This is a genomic window from Clostridium fermenticellae (assembly GCF_003600355.1).
In the GTDB taxonomy this organism is placed as follows: Bacteria; Bacillota; Clostridia; order Clostridiales; family Clostridiaceae; genus Clostridium_AV; species Clostridium_AV fermenticellae.
The window spans coordinates 1,468,372-1,487,810 of record NZ_CP032416.1; the positions used below are offsets into that span (position 1 = coordinate 1,468,372).

At 28.2% G+C, this 19,439-nt stretch carries 15 protein-coding genes; 6 read left to right on the forward strand and 9 right to left on the reverse strand.

Annotated features, from left to right (window positions below; all coding sequences use genetic code 11):
- Positions 1-119 precede the first annotated feature (119 nt).
- Positions 120-2,414 carry an RNA polymerase recycling motor HelD gene (gene helD, locus D4Z93_RS06970; RefSeq protein WP_119971757.1) on the forward strand — a complete coding sequence of 765 codons (2,295 nt, stop codon included), beginning with the start codon at positions 120-122 and terminating at the stop codon, positions 2,412-2,414.
- Between the two features lie 40 nt (positions 2,415-2,454).
- Here the strand turns inward: helD and rocF are convergent, their stop codons facing one another.
- On the reverse strand, positions 2,455-3,351 hold the full coding sequence (gene rocF, locus D4Z93_RS06975) for an arginase (protein WP_119971760.1): 897 nt from the start codon (positions 3,349-3,351) through the stop codon (positions 2,455-2,457).
- 207 nt (positions 3,352-3,558) lie between these two features.
- Positions 3,559-3,717: an aspartyl-phosphate phosphatase Spo0E family protein gene (locus D4Z93_RS06980; RefSeq protein WP_119971763.1), complete on the reverse strand. Its 159-nt coding sequence runs from the start codon at positions 3,715-3,717 to the stop codon at positions 3,559-3,561.
- 425 nt (positions 3,718-4,142) lie between these two features.
- On the opposite strand from D4Z93_RS06980, the gene hprK reads away from it, so the two are divergent.
- From hprK to D4Z93_RS07000, 4 genes are read left to right on the forward strand one after another with little or no spacing between them, the layout of a single operon-like run.
- Entirely contained in the window at positions 4,143-5,072 is a 930-nt protein-coding gene (gene hprK, locus D4Z93_RS06985) for an HPr(Ser) kinase/phosphatase (RefSeq protein ID WP_119971765.1), read from the forward strand.
- Entirely contained in the window at positions 5,062-5,613 is a 552-nt protein-coding gene (locus D4Z93_RS06990) for a 5-formyltetrahydrofolate cyclo-ligase (RefSeq protein ID WP_243105898.1), read from the forward strand. The genes hprK and D4Z93_RS06990 overlap by 11 nt, the downstream gene beginning before the upstream one ends.
- A 45-nt stretch (positions 5,614-5,658) precedes the next feature.
- A complete protein-coding gene (locus D4Z93_RS06995; RefSeq protein ID WP_119971770.1) occupies positions 5,659-6,597 on the forward strand; it encodes a magnesium transporter CorA family protein in 939 nt (312 codons plus the stop codon).
- Between the two features lie 25 nt (positions 6,598-6,622).
- On the forward strand, positions 6,623-8,023 hold the full coding sequence (locus D4Z93_RS07000; protein ID WP_119971772.1) for an aminopeptidase: 1,401 nt from the start codon (positions 6,623-6,625) through the stop codon (positions 8,021-8,023).
- Positions 8,024-8,064: 41 nt separating this feature from the next.
- Here the strand turns inward: D4Z93_RS07000 and D4Z93_RS07005 are convergent, their stop codons facing one another.
- The 4 genes from D4Z93_RS07005 to D4Z93_RS07020 are packed head-to-tail and all read right to left on the reverse strand — an operon-like array spanning position 8,065 to position 16,143.
- Positions 8,065-8,907, reverse strand: coding sequence for a PHP domain-containing protein (locus tag D4Z93_RS07005; protein ID WP_119971775.1), 843 nt, complete (start codon positions 8,905-8,907; stop codon positions 8,065-8,067).
- A gap of 38 nt (positions 8,908-8,945) precedes the next feature.
- Positions 8,946-10,001: a flavodoxin family protein gene (locus D4Z93_RS07010; protein ID WP_119971777.1), complete on the reverse strand. Its 1,056-nt coding sequence runs from the start codon at positions 9,999-10,001 to the stop codon at positions 8,946-8,948.
- Positions 9,998-11,257, reverse strand: a complete 1,260-nt coding sequence (locus tag D4Z93_RS07015; protein ID WP_243105900.1) for a lactate/malate family dehydrogenase — start codon at positions 11,255-11,257, stop codon at positions 9,998-10,000. The genes D4Z93_RS07010 and D4Z93_RS07015 overlap by 4 nt, the downstream gene beginning before the upstream one ends.
- A gap of 23 nt (positions 11,258-11,280) precedes the next feature.
- The gene (locus D4Z93_RS07020) at positions 11,281-16,143 is read right to left on the reverse strand and encodes a nucleotidyl transferase family protein (RefSeq protein WP_119971783.1); all 4,863 of its coding nucleotides are present in this window, start codon (positions 16,141-16,143) and stop codon (positions 11,281-11,283) included.
- A 182-nt stretch (positions 16,144-16,325) separates the two neighbouring features.
- On the opposite strand from D4Z93_RS07020, the gene D4Z93_RS07025 reads away from it, so the two are divergent.
- On the forward strand, positions 16,326-16,739 hold the full coding sequence (locus D4Z93_RS07025) for an acyl-CoA thioesterase (protein ID WP_119971786.1): 414 nt from the start codon (positions 16,326-16,328) through the stop codon (positions 16,737-16,739).
- Positions 16,740-16,787: 48 nt separating this feature from the next.
- Here the strand turns inward: D4Z93_RS07025 and D4Z93_RS07030 are convergent, their stop codons facing one another.
- From D4Z93_RS07030 to D4Z93_RS07035, 3 genes are all read right to left on the reverse strand, one after another.
- A complete protein-coding gene (locus D4Z93_RS07030; RefSeq protein WP_119971789.1) occupies positions 16,788-17,618 on the reverse strand; it encodes a methyl-accepting chemotaxis protein in 831 nt (276 codons plus the stop codon).
- Between the two features lie 246 nt (positions 17,619-17,864).
- Complete coding sequence (locus tag D4Z93_RS13485; protein WP_243105902.1) at positions 17,865-18,293, reverse strand: hypothetical protein; 429 nt, start codon at positions 18,291-18,293, stop codon at positions 17,865-17,867.
- Positions 18,294-18,334: 41 nt separating this feature from the next.
- Positions 18,335-19,357: a UPF0236 family transposase-like protein gene (locus D4Z93_RS07035; RefSeq protein WP_243105904.1), complete on the reverse strand. Its 1,023-nt coding sequence runs from the start codon at positions 19,355-19,357 to the stop codon at positions 18,335-18,337.
- Positions 19,358-19,439 lie beyond the last annotated feature (82 nt).

The window sequence follows — 19,439 nt, forward strand, 5'->3', positions numbered from 1 at the left end:
AAAAGGGCGGCTATTTTTATATAGATATAATGTAATGTAAATATTTCATAAAAATAACTTGACATCATTTAAGCTTAATTATAGAATTTAAACTTGTATAGATTGGAGGGATGATCTTTATGGCGATAGATTCGAGTGAAATAAGATTAGAAATAAATAATTTAGAAGAAACTGAAATATGGATAGATAATGCATTATTAAAAATAACAGAGGATGATACAAAATTAAAAAATAAAATTGAAGATTTAAGAAAGCAAGCTAAGGGAAAGTACAATGAAGAACTCGAGACAAAAGAGAAATTGTACAATATAACTCATAAAAATTTAAAGAAATATACTGAATCGAAGCCTCAACCTTATTTTGGAAGAATAGATTTTAGAGAATATAAGAGAAATGTAGAAACATTTTATATAGGAAAATTTGGACTTGGAGATATCACAACTGGAGAAGAGAAGGTAATCGATTGGAGATCTCCAATCGCAGATCTGTATTATAGTGGTGCAATAGGAGAGTCATACTATAAAGCACCTGTTGGTGTCATAAATGGAGAACTGAATTTAAAGAGAAAATTTTTAATACAAAATGGACGATTAAAAAATGCTTTTGATGATACTGTAAATGAAGTTATCTTAAAATCTTCTGATGATAAAGAAAATATATTAACAGATAAATTTTTGCAGATAAATTTAGAAAAGAATGTAAGTAGTAAATTAAAAGATGTGGTAGCAACTATTCAGAGAGAACAAAATGACATAATAAGATCTGAGAAAAATATTGCCCTTATAGTACAAGGATCAGCAGGATCGGGTAAAACAACAGTAGCACTTCATAGGCTGGCGTACCTATTATATAAATATAAAGATAAACTTTCGAGTAAAGAAATATTAGTTGTAGGACCAAATAAATTATTTTTAGATTATATATCTGAAGTATTGCCCGATCTCGGAATAAATAATATAAAACAAACAACATTTGATGATATATCTCATAAAATGTTGGAACTAAAAGGAAAAATAATCACAAAAGATAAAAAATTATCTCATATTTTAGAGGATGCACCTGATAAAGATTTAAAATTTATATTAGATAGCAGCAAATTAAAAGGAAGTATTTTTTATAAAGATATTATAGATGAATATGTAAAATTTATCGAAATTAAAGATTCAGAAATTGAAGATATAAAAGTTGAAGAATATGTATTATTTGATAAAGATGAAATAAAAAGACTTTACAATAGGGATTTATCTAATTTATCTATAAATAACAGGAAAGATGAAATAAAAAGATATCTAAGACTTAAAATAAATAATAAAATAAAATCTATACTAGATAAGATAGATTTTTATTATGAATATATGATTGCAAGAGTAAAAAAGTCGATGAATGATTCTATTGAGAGAAGAGAAAAACTTATTAAATTATATGATGAAAGAGATACTAAAAAATCACAGATTAATAATGATTCAAAACTAAACTTTGAAAATTATTTTAACGAATGGAAACAAATTAAAACAGATAAAATGTATTTGGATTTATTTAATGAAAATAATACTTTTAATAATATTATAACTAAGCATATTGACTATAATTTAGCTTGTTATATTAAAAAAATCTTAAATTATAATTATGAAAATGGATTAATAGACAGTGATGATTTAGCAGCTATGTTATACTTGAAATTCAAAATAGAGGGAATTCCTAAAAATTATAAATATAAACATATAGTGATTGATGAGGCGCAGGATTATAGTTTATTTCAAATATATGTATTAAATTATATGGTATCAAATAGCTCGATTACTATGGTTGGAGATATAGGACAGGGCATTTATTATTATAAAGGAATAAATAATTGGAGAAATTTAATAGAGCAAGTTTTTAAGATTCGAAGCAGTTATATTGAACTTACTCAAAGCTATCGTTCAACAGTTGAAATAATGAAATTTTCAAATAAAGTACTTAAAAAACAAGATGTTAATTTGACACCTGCTAAATCTGTATTGAGACACGGAGATAATGTAACAATTAAAAGCTATAAAACTAATAGAGAATTCTGTGAGAATGTTAATTTAATACTTGAGAAGGTACATAAAATTAATAGAAGAAGTGTAGCTATTATAGGCAAAACTTATTCTGAATGTAGAAAAATAAGAGAATATCTAAAAAAGTATACTTCTACTGAATGGAAACTTATAAAGGAAACAGATAAAAATTTTAAATTTGACAGAGTAATCATTCCATCTTATATGACAAAAGGATTGGAATTTGATTGCACAATAATATACAATTGTAATGAAAAGAATTATGATAATTCTGAACTGGACAAAAAAATACTTTATGTTGTGCTTACAAGGGCACTGCATTTAGAATATATATTTTTTCAAGGTAATATGTCTAAAATTCTTATGGATTAATAAAGAAACAAACCATACAATATTTGTACGGTTTGTTTCTTTAATCAAGATATCTAAATGTCCAATCAAGTAAGTTCATACAAACATCCAGTGTCTTGTTGTTCTTATCTAATTTTGGGTTAAATTCAACAAAATCCATTGAATGTACTAGATTAGTCTGCATTAAATTTTTCAAAATGTATTTTGCATCATCTAAGAATAATCCATTCTCTACAGGAGTACCGGTTCCCGGGACTAATGATGGATCTAAACAATCTATATCGAAACTTAAGTGTATAGAATCTGAATTATTCGATTGAATTTTTTTTATAACTTCATTTATTATTTTACCTATTCCAATATTATTGACATCCTCTGTAGAGTATACATTTATATGATGTTCTTTTATAATTATTTTTTCACCTTCATCTAAATCTCTTGCACCTATTATAAATACATTTCTAGGGTCTACTTTTTTACCTTTATAATATAAATTTGTAAGTGCATCAAATCCTAAACCCATTGCAGAGGCAAGTGGCATACCATGTATATTTCCTGTTGGACTGGTCTTATCAGTATTTATATCACCATGAGCGTCTACCCAAACAACTGCAAGATTATTAAAGTATTTACTTGCGCCTGATATACTTCCAAGTCCTAGAGAATGATCTCCACCTATTACTAAAGGAAAACTTTTCGCAGTAAGTGAACTGTATACCATATGAGCTAAGTTTCTATTTATATCTGTTATAGGTTTTAAATATTTTAGATTGTAATTACTTTTATATTTTTCACTTTCAGGTATACTATCTACATAAACATCGCCAATGTCATATACATTATGATTTTTGGCTAGTATATTTAATATATTATTTTCGCGAATTTTTTTGGGACCAAATTGTACACCTTGTGTATCACATCCGAAAAATATTGGTACCCCTATTAGACTAATATCCATTTTAATTACCTCCATATTGCATAAACATTTATCTGTACGATATTTGATTATATACTAATTATGAAAAATAAAAAGTAGTTTTTAAAAAGACGTTTTATTTGAAAAATTCGCAAATATTATAAATATTCATTTTAATGATTAATAAACAATTTGTTTTGTATATTAGTATTGGTTAAAAAACGTTTGATTATAAATTTTATTTAAAAATTAGTTAATTAATTTTTGATATTCTAAAATAAGATTGTCTAATTTTTGACTATAGTTAACAACTATTTCATTTGTAAGTTCGTTATCATCTAGCAAATTATAAAGAACCTCCCTCATATTATTGATTTTTTTGTCTATTATATTCAACTCCAATTTCATACTTATTACCCCATTTGTAGTTATTTTTTAACAGCACTATTATAGTTTAGCAGAATATTTTATTGCTTGCATATTTTTTTTCCCCCATATAAATACATCTTATTACAGAAACAAGCATAACTTCTGTAGATAAATTGTTACTAATTATGTGGAAAAAATGTGACAAATTGCAAATATATATTTTAATGTATTGTTATAAAATGGCTTGTAAAAAAATTGAAATGATAAATTATGTCTAAAAGTTTTTTGTAATTTATTAAAATATATAATTAGATTTATGTTTTATATTAAACAAAAACTTATTCTTGCTATATAAAAAGAATCATTCACAATTAATATAAATTTTAGTATAATGATAGACAGAAATAAAATTGAATTAAGCACATTGAATCCAAACTAGTCAATTAAATTTAGGAGGCAGAAAAATGGCCGTAAAAGTTAAAGAATTAATACATGACTTGGATTTAGAAGTTTTAAATGAGGGTAAAAAGAATAATGAATTGACTGTAAGTGATATAAATAGACCAGGGCTCCAATTTGCTGGATTCTATAATTATTATGCTAATGAGAGAATACAGGTTGTTGGAAAAGCTGAATGGAGTTTCCTAAATGCAATGCAACCAAATCTAAGACGCAAAAGGCTAAGAAAGTATTTCGAATTTTATAATCCAGCAACAATTGTAACACGTGGATTAGAACCACATGAAGATTTTATGGAGAGTGCAAAAGGAAATGATAGATGGATACTTAGGACTAATAGTATTTCTACAAGATTTATTAGTAAAGTTATGAGATATCTTGATTCAAAACTGGCACCAGAGACAAGAGTTCATGGTGTTCTTGTTGATGTATATGGTATTGGAATACTTATAATGGGTGAAAGTGGTATAGGCAAAAGTGAAACAGCTCTTGAACTTATAAAAAGAGGACATAGACTTGTAGCTGATGATGCAGTTGATATAAAAGAAATAGATGGTAAGCTATATGGAACTTCGCCATATATTACATCTGGAATGATTGAAGTTAGAGGAATGGGCATAATTGACATTCCTGCACTTTATGGTTTGAGTTCAATACTAAAGAGCAAGGTAATAGATCTTGTTATATATATAGAGCAGTGGAAAAAGGATGAAAATTATGACAGGCTTGGTATAGATAAAGAATATGTTGACATATTAAGTGTACCTGTTAGAAAAATTGTTCTTCCAATAAGACCCGGTAGAAATCTAGCAGTTATAATTGAAGCCGCTGCTGCAAATTATAGATATAGTTTTATATCAAATACAAATCCAGTTGAAATAATAAGTAAAAGAATAAATGAAGAAGCAAGGAAGAAGGAACATCTTGAAAAGTAAAAAAGAATATAGAAAAATGGTAAATTCCCTAAAAAAATCTCTGACTTATGAGCATAAAAGGAAGTTGGATAATATCATTTTTGATAATGTCATAGATAGTAAAGAATATAAAAATTCGAATATTATTTTTATATTTGTAAGCTATGATAAAGAAGTTGATACTCACAGAATAATGAAACGAGCATTTGATGATGGAAAGGTAGTCTGTGTACCCAAAGTGATCTCGATGAAAGATGGAATGGTGGCAATAAAGGTAAATAAGTTTGAAGATCTAACTCCTGGTGCGTATGGTATATTAGAGCCAGAATATATACCTGAAAATATAGTTGATGCATCAATGATTGATGTCGTTTTTTTACCAGGTGTTGCTTTTGGAAAAAATTTTGGAAGGCTAGGCTATGGCGGGGGATTTTATGATAGATTTTTAAAGTATATAAATAATAATTGCCCCAAAGTTGGATTAGCATATGACTTTCAAATATTTGATAAGATTCCGATGAAAGAGTATGATAAATATGTTGATAGAATAATTACAAATTAATTGCAGATACTAATGGTGGATTCATTTTCACTGGTGGTGTATTCTATGAAAATATTTGATATGGTAGATGGTTTTAAGGAAGTTAAGCATGAATTTGAACTAGGAAAGAGTCATTATTGGATACATATAAATGTTAAAGAAATAGATCAATTTAAAAAACTTATTTTGGTAGATGAAGAAAGTGTGCTTGAGTGTAAGAATTTTAATCAATCTTCTAAAATAAGTTTTTTTGATAATTATACATTTATGGTTTTAAATATACTTGATTATGATAAGGAGATTATAAATTCAAAAGAACTTAATATATTTTTAGCAAAAGATTATATAGTTACGGTATACAAAGATAATATAGAAATTTTAAATACATTAATTAGTGACATAATGAATTCGAAAAATTGCTTTGCATTAAAGAAAACTCCTAAAGTATGTATATTACTTTATTATATATTAGATAGAATAATAGTTAATAATTATGATATAATAGCGTCTTTAGAAACTAAAGCAGATGAAATTGAGATAAGCATATTAAAAAATTTAAAACGTGAACAGATAGAGGGTGTAATAAATTTAAGAAGACAGGTTTATAAAATAAGGAAATATTTAAGCCCTTTAAGATATATAGGCGATAGCTTAGTTGGAAATGAAAATTTGATTATAGATAGTGAAAATAGAATTTTATTTATAAATTTGAATAAAAAGGTAGAAAAACTTATGTTGACCTTGGAAAGTCTTGTACAAGATTTAGCAATAGTAAGAGAGGCATTTGAATCTGAAATTGCAAATAGAACTAATGAATTAATGAAAGCATTTACGATAATTGCCACCATATTTTTACCTCTTAATTTAATTACCAGTATGCATGGGATGAATTTAAAAGGGATGCCATTTGAAAAATTAGATAATGGGTATTATTATATAATTATGGCTATGATTGCTATATCCTTGACTCTTATCTATATATTTAAAAAAAAGAAATGGATATAAAATAACTTAAAAGGAGTGATTAATTTTGGATAAGAACTTAACTAAAAATCATGAGTATGCCTGGGATAAGTATTCAGAAGATGATATAAAAAAAGTTTTTGAACTTTCAGAAAGATACAAAAACTTCATATCAAAATGCAAAACCGAAAGGGAATGTGTATCTGGATTCATATCAAAGGCAGAAGCAAATGGCTATAAGAATTTAGAAAATATAATAAAGAAGAATGGTAGTTTAAAAGCTGGAGACAAAGTATATTTAAACAACAAGGATAAGACATTAGCTATGTTTGTAATAGGTAAAGAGTCTATTGAGAATGGTATGTCAATATTGGGAGCTCATATAGATTCACCAAGACTTGATTTAAAACAAAATCCTTTATATGAGGATACAGATCTAGCAATGTTTGAAACTCACTATTATGGTGGAATAAAAAAGTATCAATGGGTTACTTTACCTCTTGCAATTCACGGGGTTGTAGTAAAGAAGGATGGTACTAAACTTAATATTTCTATTGGAGAAGATGAAAGTGATCCTGTTTTCGGAGTTTCTGATCTTTTAATACATCTTGCGCAAACACAGATGGAGAAAAAGGCTACTAAGGTTATTGAGGGAGAAGACTTAAATATTTTGATTGGAAGTATACCAGTTAAAGATAAGGAAGTAAAGCAAAAAGTAAAGCAGAATATATTGGAACTTATGAATAAAAAGTATGATATTGTAGAGGAAGATTTTGTATCATCTGAATTTGAGGTAGTACCTGCTGGAAAGGCAAGAGACTATGGATTAGATAAAAGTATGGTAATGGCATATGGACATGATGATAAAATTTGTGCATATACTTCATTTGAGGCTATAATGAAGATTAACAATCCAGAAAAAACCTGTGTAGCTCTATTTGTTGATAAAGAGGAAATAGGAAGCGTAGGAGCTACTGGTATGCAGTCAAAGTTCTTTGAATATTCTGTTGCTGAGGTTATAAATTTATTGGAAGATTACAATGAGCTAAAATTGAAAAGAGCTCTTGCAAATTCAAAAATGCTTTCATCTGATGTAAGTGCTGCATTTGACCCAAATTATCCTTCAGTTATGGATAAAAATAATTGTGCATATTTTGGAAAAGGGATAGTTTTCAATAAATATACTGGTTCTAAGGGAAAATCTGGATCTAATGATGCAAACCCAGAATATATTGCAGAGATAAGAAAAATAATGGAAAAACATAATGTTTCATGGCAGGCTTCAGAACTTGGCAAGGTTGATCAAGGCGGCGGAGGAACTATTGCTTATATATTAGCCGAGTACAATATGCAGGTTATAGATTGTGGAGTTGCTCTTTTAAATATGCATGCTCCATGGGAAATTGCAAGCAAAGCTGATATATATGAGGCATTTAGAGGATACTATGCATTTTTGTCAGAGGCTTAATTTTATAAGTAAGTCGGACTAAATTATAAAACTAGACAGTATTATATTTTGCTGTCTAGTTTTTCTAAAAATATATCAATATCATCTTGCGACAAGAAAACTTTTCCTATTTTTTGTGCATGTTTTGAGTCTTGTTTTACTATACCATGAAAATCTGAACCGGCAGTAATTATTTTTTTATATTTTAAAGCCGCTTGTTTAAATCTCTTGGTATCTTTGATACTGTTAACCGGGTAAATTGCTTCTATACCATCAAAGGGCATTTGATATAATTCTTCTAAATTTAGATTTTCTATAAGTATAGGATGTGCTAAAACTATAACTGCATGATTTAATTTTAAGTAATTTATGCCATCAATTAATTCTAACTTTTCATTTGGAACATATGCAGGGCTGTTTTCACCTATCAAATACTTGAAAATGTAATTCCAATTATAATTATAACCTTGCTTTATGATGGCGGAAGCAATATGAGGTCTTGCAACAACGCCTTTTGTTTCTTCTAAAATCTTGTCAAAATCAAGATTTATTTTAAAAATATTTCTAAGGTTCTCGACGATCTTTTTTGCCCTATATATTCTAAAATCACTCATTTCTTTTAAGTATTTTCTAAATTCTACGCCTATTTGGTCAATATTTTTGAAGTATCCGAGTATATGGACTTTTTGATTTTTATACAAGGTTGATAGTTCTATTCCTGGAACAACTTTAATCTTATAAGAATCTCCAAATTTCAATGCCTCATTTAAACCATCTATTGTGTCATGATCAGTTACAGAAAGTATATCAATATTCTCTAATTTTGCCATTTTTATTATTTCTCTTGGTGTAAATTTACCATCCGAGGAATTAGTGTGTATATGGAAATCTCCTTTTTTGTACAAATAAAATCACCCGCTTATACTAATTTATTTAATATATATTATAAACTCTTTATTATATTTTTAGCAAAACTTTCTGATTTTATTTCGATACCAGGAATTTTAAATATTGTTTTAGGATCATTTGCTGTTTCAGTCATAATAGCATATGGAGGTAGTTTAAAGCCTTTGTTTATATTTAATGAACCTATAAGCTGTTTAGCTACAGAGTCACTGCCTGAATTTCCAGAAACAACTATTCCAAATATAGATTTATTATAAAAACTTATTTTATGATATAAAACAGTAAGTCTGTTTATTACAGCAGATAGATTTGCGCCTATTGAATCATTATAATTTGGACACAACCATACTATAATATCTGAACATTGTATCGAAGGAAGTACATTTTCAGTTATAAATCCTCCATAAAAACAACTATTTTGTTTTCCATAATGTAAGCAAAGTTTATAGTGGCATCCCTTACAGTCAAGTATATTTTCATTTTCAATTTGTATTTCATGTATGTCTATATTTTTCATGTGCTTTGAGGTTAAATGCCATAGATCTAATGTATTTGATATCTTATGAGGTGATGAATACAAAACTGTTAATTTCTTATTGCCGCCTGATGATATAGTATTTTCATATTTTAATAAGCGTTCTCCTAATTTTTGACTTAACTTAATTGATATGTCTTTAAGAGAAAGATCAGAGTATGTTTTTTGCCAGGTTAAAAAATTTTTAAAATTTACAGTAATCTCTACTAATGGCTGACCTATAAACGTACATCCTAAATTATTTGCTATGAAGATAATATCTTGAGCAGATCGTTTGCTTCCAAGTTCCGAGTTAGTGTGCAGAAGTAGGGCACCGACAGAATTTTCAAAAGCATTTTTGGATTTATTTCTAAGCTCCTCTAAGAAGTTAAACATAGGTACGTCAATACATATACTGTTTAATTCAACACAAAATAATATTTTCTTGCGTTGAAAGCTTACATAACTTTGAGTACCATTTATATATTTTACAGAAGAAAATGCTTTTACAAATGCATTTATCATATTTTTTAATTGGATTGATGATTTACTGGGACATATGACATATAATTCCCTCACGTTTTTCCCTCCTTGAAATCAATTTTTAAATCTATAAGGTCATCATATGTTTGCTTAATTCTATTTAATAACTTTTCGGGCATATTGTCGTAATATTCAATTTCAGTTCCATATCTTCTAAGTTTGTTGCGACAACCCATAAATGCATCTCCTATAAATATTGAACTATAATGCCAATCGCCTTTTATAGTATCTATAATTGAAAATGTTCCGGATGATAGTGCAGGTGCTATATATGGTTTAAAACCTATAGATCTTATTTCTAAATTGGCATTTTCTGCTTTTAATGTTAGATATTTTGATGCATTATGATTGTAATTTTCAATATCATTTGCAATTACAAGTCCTTTGCCGTGAGGTCCAAAAGCCCTTCCATAAAAGGCATAATTATTTGAAATCTTTTCTTTATTAGAATAGTAGTTTGCACGTGCATTCATAACACCAAGCCCATATCCTCTTATCTGATCTGGCTTTAATCCTGCATCTAGGGCTACCTTGCACAATAGATCAACAGGATCAGACATTACTGCAAATATACCTGAAAAATCGGCCAACTTTGCCTTTCGGGCATAATCATATATTATTTTTGAATTGCCATTAAACTGCATTGTTCTTACATCTGATATTTTGTTTTTAACGCTAGGTACACCTAGTGAAACACAAAATATAAACATATCACAATCAAATATCTGATTTTCATCGTCAAGTGGCTCAACAGGAACCAAATTATTGTTATTTATATCAAATATCTGGTTACATTCATACTCCCATCTCTTTATTTTGTTTTTATCTTTATCATATATCATTATTCTATCAATATATGAATTTCCAAGTAGTCTTAATCCAGTAACTAGTGTTCCACCAACATCTCCAAGTCCAACAACTGTTATATTCCACTTTCTAAATGATTTATGTCCGTACACACCTATCGGATTTTTTAATAACTTATCCCAATTTTTATAAGCCGTGTTTAAAGATATTACTTTTCTTTGTTTTATACTCTCTAAAAGCTTAATAGGAATGTGAATTGGGTTTGAAGACAAATTTGTTATTAAACTTAAACCTTCTTCATTCAGAAATAAGTTATTTGGGGAAGTCACATAAAAACTTCCTTTTGACCTTAAAGGATTTATATTATTTAATGAAAATATATTTTCACTGCATAAATTAAAAGTATCATAAGAAATTCTTTTAAAAGGGTAGGGGATATGTGATACAAAAACTTTACCATCCGACATATAATAGTTTAAATTCATATATATCAACCTTTCTCTTGTATTTATTCAAATGCGTGTTTCATTCTAATAAGAAGCTCAAGATCATTTTCCAAATAGGTAGATGCAGCTAAATTTAAGTTATACTTCATATTTTGTCCGTGATCCGGACATCTTGGTACAGTAAAAACTTGACCTAGACACGAAAGTGTTAAGTTCTTCTCGTGTATTAAGTGATATTCATTTTCTATTACCTTTAAAATTTGAATACTATTTTCCAGGCATACTTTAGAAAAATTATAAAGCAGGTATTTGGGAATATTTTTTATAAAAGCAGGATACGTATATGGAAGAATCATGTTTATTGATGGAAGTAAATTCCTATCAGGATAACTTCCTCTCCATATTGAATCTCCACCTATAAATGGGTAGAATGCATTCTCATTAAACCATAATTTTAACCTTGGTATAAAATATACACCATCCACTTCTCTTTTTTGCATATCCATCAGATCTTTTCCTCTTCCTGATAGAACACCCACTATGATTTTTTCAATATTTATATTTTCATTTTTGAAGATTGGGTCTAATGCTTTCATTCTATATCCTTTATGAAGTAGATCATCGACCAATATTACTGGTCTATTAAACGATTTTATCATTCTGACTTGAGCTTTTAGATCTAAATAATGTGGGAATTCTCCTATAATAAATTTATCTATACCTGGAAAAAACAACTTTTCTGTATGTAGTGCCTTTGTAACTGTGTTTGGTATTATATATCGTCTTAACATATCACCATATGGTACACACATAGACTTCCCTAACTGAGTTGGTATCAATCTTTCGGTTGGAACATTATTTCCCTTACAGATTTTATCTATCATAGCTTGATATACAAAATCGACATTAAATGAAATTAGTAATTCACCAGGATATAGTTTATTTATAGCTTCCATCAGCTTTCTTCTTGATTGATGTATTACTTGTTTGATTTTTGCATTATGTCTAAAAGGCTCTTTTATTACATCTTGTATATCCAAATTTATTATACAGGGGTTACTTATATTTACAGCGTATACTGGATCATTATCTTCTGCATATTTTATTTTCGTGAAACCATAAAGTTCAAGTAATTCATAAATACTATCAGAATGCAATTTGGGGGAGATAGAATCCTTGTATATTGCGTATTCATAATCATTAGAGACACATATTGATATTGTTTCTGTCAAAAGTATTTGTTCAAGTTCCTTATTATTTTTATGATTATACTTCATATAAATACCATCTAATAATATTATCCTTCCAGTACTATTTTTACGTATATATTTTGAAACCATATAATTATTAAATTCATCATATAGTGTTGTTGAATTTATTACGTGAAAAACTGAAAAGCCCAATGTCTTATCTGTAATTATATCTTTAAGCAGTAAAATTCTTGAAGGTGATTTTTTAAATATATTTATGATTTTGTTAATTGAATCATTATTATTGTTCTGTAAGAAATCTTGTATAAAATCTAAAACAGTTTTATCTAAATCTTTAATAAGCTGTGTTTTTAACGATATTGGTTTTATTAAAGCTTTATCTTGAGATTCTCTTTGATAAAATCCACTATTATAGATATATTCCTCAGCCATAGGATCTACTAAAGTGGATATATCTCTATTGGAATCAATCAATTTTCTAATTTGTGTAGAACTTATTTCTGAATATTTTGATGAAAGTGTTAAAATTATTACGTTTCCATCAATTTTGTTTATTTCTGAGTTTAATTTCTTATTTTTGCCTCTCTCAAATATTATATGAGAAAATGTATATATAGAATTTTCAACTTTAGTTTTTTTATAACCCGATGCATTTAATAAAACATCACTTCCTACACATATATAAATAACTGAGTTAGGAAAGTTTTCTTTTAAGATTTTTAAATCGTCTGGATTAGCAATATTAGTAGGATAAATATCAGGGTATAAATATATACTAAGTTCGTCTGAAATAGACATGTTTATGATATTTTTTCTCAAAAGACTTGGCAATGTCTTTTTTGACCATGAAAATTCATCGATTGCTAAATAAACCTCAAAACCAAGGTCACGTATATGCTTTGCAATTTCTTTATGACTTAATGAGAATGGATCAAATGTTCCAGGAAAAAATGCCACTTTATTTGGTATTTCAATATTTATATCACCATATGCAAAAGAAAAATCTGATATAAACCTATAAATATGATTTAAACTTGCAGATTTTATTAAAAGCAACGGTTCCTTATTTTCATTTTCAGTAATTAATGTTATTATTTTTTTTGCTATTATATTGAATATTAAAATTTTCTCCTTTAAATTCATGGAATTTGTGTCAAAAATATCTTTTCCTATAACACTAAATGATGATTGTTTGACTTGAGAATTATAACTTCCAAGCCCATTTAGAAGAATACCTAGCATACTAATAAGCCTTTTTTTGTAGGAATTTTCATTTTCCCTAAATCTTTTTCTATATATATTGTAATTCGATATGGTAATTCCTATAGTTTTTATTATTAATGATTTTAAATTTGGATTTGAGGTTTTTACCTTTAATACACAGTCATCTATGATTTCATTTAACTCTTTAGGTTGAAGCCATAAAAGTGATGCGCCGGCATATTCTGGTATATATTCAGTAAACCTATTTCCTTCTAGTTCCAAAGCTCTTATAAGTTCTACCGCAACTTCATTTCTTTCTGCTAATGAAATATATGGCATTATTTCTAATATAGCATTTCCTGCCCTATTTCTTACACTCTCTATTGCGCTGACCTTTAGCAAATTGCAAAAATGTATGGCGGTGTGAAGCCCCATAGATTGAATATTATTGAGTGCATGATACAGAAGTAAATCTATCTGATTTCTTTTTTTAACCCAATCTGTAGCAGTTTTTAAATTATTTAAAAATATATCCGTAATTATATTTCTATTTAATTCACAGTAATTTGCGAATGTATTCATTTCATTCATTAATTTCAAACTATTATCTATTTTATATAATAATAAATTTTCTGCGGGTATTTTACTTTTTGTATTTACGCTCGAAAAGTATTCTTTAATTTTGAAAATAAATGCATGGTTAGGTGAAAGTTTATCTATAAAAATAAGTATTGTTTCTAAAGTTGCAAGTCTTACAATAGAATTTCTTTTCTGGAGCTTCGAAAAAATATAAGAAAAAATAGTATCATCATCTTCTTTAATATAGTCTAAAGGTATATATTTTGCAGTTTCAATTAAAAATATATCATATTCGATGCCTCTGTAATTTTGCTCTCTATAAAATTCTGTTAATATATTTATATAATTGCTTATAGAACTTTTTTTACTTAAACTAAATAAAGATTTTACCATTATGCTTATACTGTATCCAATATTAAATTTATGCACAGGTATAAATTTATATCCTGGATTAAGCATAAGTTCTAAGTATTCTTTTAACAAATCGGTACTTGCTACAGCAGATTTGCTTAATTTAACGTTTAAAGGTATTTCTTTTCTATAATCTTCATCAAAGGTTGCAATGATTTTTCCCATTAATTCAGCACAATGCCTTCTTATATCATCTTCTGGATGAATTAAATTTTCGTATAAGAATTTTAATGTTTGGAGTTTTTGTTTTTGAGTTAAATAGGTGGAGTATTCTTGAAATATTCTTATGTATTCCCTAAATACTTTCCAATCTGTCTCACTTCTTGCAAGCTCTAATATAGAACCTAATGAATATTCATCACGAAGTTGATACATTAGATTTATATTATGATTTATAGCCAGGTATTTTAAATTCTGTACTATTTGATTGCCTTGAAGTAATGTATAATCATGACATCTTTTTTTAATAATAATAGTATCACCTGGATTTTTAACATCTACACCTAAATCTAATAGAAAATCTTCAAAATCCTTTAATTTTGCATAAACCTTTTTATACCTGTTTTTCTTAGCTATATCTACATTTTCCAATTTACCTAATATAATATAGAAAGAGTCTTCTAATGAATATAGTTTCATATGAGATTTGCCATTCATAAATTCATTTTTGACTCTAAAATCAGAATATATAAGTATTAGTGATTCAAGCGATAAGTTTTCAAGCTCTAAATCCCAGGTAGAGTGATTTATAGCTATATTTCTTATATAATTTATATTGGCTCTTTTAAACCATTGATCAGTATAATAATAGTGCAAATGAGGAACTCTCTTTAACTCTGAGTTTCTGCATCCATATTTTCCTAAATCATGTCCGGCAGCAGCTCCGGATACTCTCCCAAGATCTACAGGAATTTCTATTGATTTAAGCTGTCTTGCTATATAAAGTGATAAACTATGTACTCCACACACATGATCAAGGGTTGTAAATCCTGTAAGTTCTTCATTTAACTTCATCATTTCGTACACGTAATTATCAGAAAATATCTTTATAAATTTTTTATATTCCTCAGGATGTTCAAGCGAATTTTGTTCTTCTTGTGTTAGGAAAACAATAGGGTAGGTACTTTTCCAACTATTATCATTTGAATATTTTTGTGCATCACATATCAACCTAAAAATTCTTAGATATAATTCACATATGTTATTCAATTTGGATGATAATTCTATAGTTACTGCATCCGGAAAGTTTTTATTTAGTGTATACTCATATATATATTTAAGCCAATTCTGTGATAGACAGTCTCCAGTCATTGCTTTGATTATGTTATTACATAGATTTATTGTAGAAACAGCTGAAAAGTCAAGTGATTCACACATTTTTCTTAAATCATCTGTAAATTTTTCACTTCTTATAGTTTTATCTATAACATGTTTATCTATATTATGTTTTTGCAGCCATTTGATGCTCGTAATCTTTCTTATTAGTTTGTTATATACTTCATCATAATATGTTCTATGCATATAAATCCTCCATAATCGAATTAATCTACAAATAAAATAGCAATAATTTAGAATATTATAACATATTATTCTAAATAAATTTCATACGATTTTAAATTATGTGCTGTAAGTAGTAAAATATACTTACAGATTTTTAAAAATAAATTAATTTACAGAAATAGAGTAGGGGAGTGATTTTAAAATTGTATATTGATAAAACAAATTTAGTAGTACGATACGCTGAAACTGATAAAATGGGAATAGTTCATCATTCAAATTATTATATCTGGTTTGAAATGGCGCGAAGTGAATTTATTAAAAAAATAGGTATTAGTTACTCAAAATTTGAAGAAAATAATATAATGATGCCACTTGTAGAAACACATTGTAAATATTATGAGGGTGCAAAATATGATGATAATATAAGAATTGAAACAAATATAGATCAATTAACACCGGTAAAAGTTATATTTACATATAATGTATTCAGAGAAAAGAATAATAAGCTTCTTGCTAAAGGTAAGACTGTTCAGACTTTTATAAATGAAGATTTTAAGATAATAAATTTGAAAAAAACTCATAATGACTTATGGAACAAGTTACAGGTGCTTATATAGAATCTAAGATAAAAGCGAGTTTAGATTTTATAACTAAACTCGCTTTTGTTATTCCGATAATTTTTCTAGTTTAACGACCATAGAATTTAAATTCTGTATTGATGAATCCATATCTTTTAGTTGTTTAAGCTGATTTTCAAATGTATTAGTTGAACTAGATATGCTGGTAGCTATAGTATTTATAGAATTATTTATTTTAACCAGAATATTATTAATTTCATTAATTGATTTACTACTTGAACTTGATAATTTTCTAATTTCGTTAGCTACCACTGAAAACCCTTTTCCGTGTTCACCAGCTCTGGATGCTTCTATTGCTGCATTGAGCCCTAAAAGATTTGTCTGGGAAGCTACTCCTTTAACAAAATTAATTACTTCATCTGAGTTCTTTGCATTTTCTTGTGCTCCATTGACTTCTGTCATTATTTTGCTATTTCCATTCACTGTTTGTTGTATTGCAGTGGTTAGTGTGTTTGAAACCTTGGAGATACCGTTAACTGAATCAAGTAATGTTTGAGTCAGTGTTTCTATTTCATCTATTCTCTCTAAAGATTTTACTAAAACTATACTTCCAATTATTTTTTCATGCTCATCCTTGACAGGAATTCCAATTGCCTTAATTCTAACTCCAAATATTTCTTCTGGAACTACTAAAGAAACAACTTTTCTTGCTTTAATACATTCATATGCAGCTCCGCCTGGCCTTAATTCATCACCGGCTGCAGCATTCATATTTATATTTTTGCTGTTTACAACCTTTATAAAGTGATCTGTAGTTGACATCGTAAAAGCAATTTCATCTTCAAAAAAGTTTTGCATATAAGGCATAAGTTCGTTAAAAGCATTTTGAAGGCTGTTTTCTATTATTTCATCATTCATGTTAATATCCCCCTACATTTATAGTGTTGAAAAATGTAATAATATACTATATATATATTATAATAGCACAAAAAGAGAAATATTTAAAACTTATAGTTAATTTAGTTTGTGTCAAGTTAAAGTGGGCAATTTTATTTTTTAAAATTTCCATTGTAAATTCAGTTGATATTTTTCTTCCCGTATGGCCCCGTCCACAGCCCGGAAGGGCGCACTTATCCTGTTAACTTTTTATCCCGAGTTTTTAAATTATCTATAAACCAGTTCACTGAGATTTCTTTCCTGAAAAAAGCTCTGTATCGCTTTTCTGCCATTGGTTACGGCGCAGCCTGTAAATGGTATCCCTGCTTTATGTATATGGTAATACCTGCTCTTCTTAGGTTTCTTGTTAACATCAGCTGCCGTTAATGTTATAACCTCTTTTATTTTCTCCAGTTTATCATCTGAAATAGAACCTGAACATATCTCATCGATTGTTTGGTATATTCTTTTACCAGCTTTTTCTGCCAGTATTTTTGCCAGATTATTTGCACCCTTTATAGACCAGCTCATTTTTCTCCCTTTCATCCTCTGGGCCAGTATGTCACAAATATTATGCTCCATTGTGCCTAAATTCCTATATTCCAGTCCTTCAGGTGCCTCCGGCATCTTTATCTCTTCTCTTAAGTGATATGGCACTAATCCTGCCTTATTTTCAAAGAGATATGTATACAGTTTTTCTAATTTCTTAAACTTTTTTCGTTATTAGTATACTTAACCATAAGACCTGTTAAGTATTCAAAACTCTTATCTATTTTTCCGTCATGCAGCATTTTCATGAGTTTATATGCTTCCTTTTTATCCTCCATATTTCTCAGTACTGCCTGACTTTTATGGAATGGATCTAACTGAAAATATACGCCTTCTCCACCCATGCTCTGTTTTATCCATGGGGCACCATCCCCATTCAAAATTCTTACTTCTATTTCATCTGTGTTATATACTTCTGCAATGGCGGCATCACTAAGTTCCTTGAATTTTTTACTTGTTCCAAAGCTGGCGCATGCTGTTTTATTATGAACTACATAGCCGTCTTTTCTGCCACCTCTCTTTTTCCAGCCCTCATAAGTTACTCCCAGCTTAAGTTCTTTCTTTTTAGACTTCCTTCCTTTAGGTTTATCTTTCCCCTGAATGCTTAACCAGATGCCGTCCATCTCCTGAAATAAGGCCTTAACTTCCCTTGAGCCCTTTAATTTTCCCATTTTATTCAGCAGTATCTTCCTCTCTTCCTTTTCTTCTATTTTAGAACCTAATTTTTGTACTACATTCCATACTGCCGTATGGCTGATTTCCTGGTTTGCCAGTTCTTTAATATTATTTGAAGTGTTCCTATAAGACACATTGGTTACATTGTCTACTATTTTTTCTACTAAAGTGCTTGAAATATGGCCTATTGTATCCATTTTTAAGTATTCATCCAGTAAGAATTTATATGCCTTTTTCCCTTGATCAGTTTTGTATTCATATATACGTCTGTCAAATTCTACATCTCCCATAATAGTTTTTATACACGTATGCCTTAATCCTTTATTTCTATATATTTCGGCATCTCTTTCATCCATTAACCTCCGGTCCAGGTGCGAAAGCACCTCTCTTAGAATTTCACATGCTGTATCACACGCATATTTATATATTTTTTTCTCTAAACTATTGAAAGTTATTTCATTATCATTTAAACTTAAAGTATCGTTTAAATTGTACATAATCTCACCCATTTCTATATAGTCTTATCAACTTATATTATAATGGATTTTTATGTACATGGGAGATACTTTTTGTATCTCC

Coding starts and splice junctions, on each gene's coding strand:
- D4Z93_RS07015 (WP_243105900.1), bottom strand. CDS start 11,257: ATGAATTTAAACTATTATATGTCGGATGGTAAAGTTTTTGTATCACAT.
- D4Z93_RS07035 (WP_243105904.1), bottom strand. CDS start 19,357: ATGTACAATTTAAACGATACTTTAAGTTTAAATGATAATGAAATAACT.
- D4Z93_RS06980 (WP_119971763.1), bottom strand. CDS start 3,717: ATGAAATTGGAGTTGAATATAATAGACAAAAAAATCAATAATATGAGG.
- hprK (WP_119971765.1), top strand. CDS start 4,143: ATGGCCGTAAAAGTTAAAGAATTAATACATGACTTGGATTTAGAAGTT.
- rocF (WP_119971760.1), bottom strand. CDS start 3,351: ATGGATATTAGTCTAATAGGGGTACCAATATTTTTCGGATGTGATACA.
- D4Z93_RS07020 (WP_119971783.1), bottom strand. CDS start 16,143: ATGCATAGAACATATTATGATGAAGTATATAACAAACTAATAAGAAAG.
- D4Z93_RS06995 (WP_119971770.1), top strand. CDS start 5,659: ATGAAAATATTTGATATGGTAGATGGTTTTAAGGAAGTTAAGCATGAA.
- D4Z93_RS07030 (WP_119971789.1), bottom strand. CDS start 17,618: ATGAATGATGAAATAATAGAAAACAGCCTTCAAAATGCTTTTAACGAA.
- helD (WP_119971757.1), top strand. CDS start 120: ATGGCGATAGATTCGAGTGAAATAAGATTAGAAATAAATAATTTAGAA.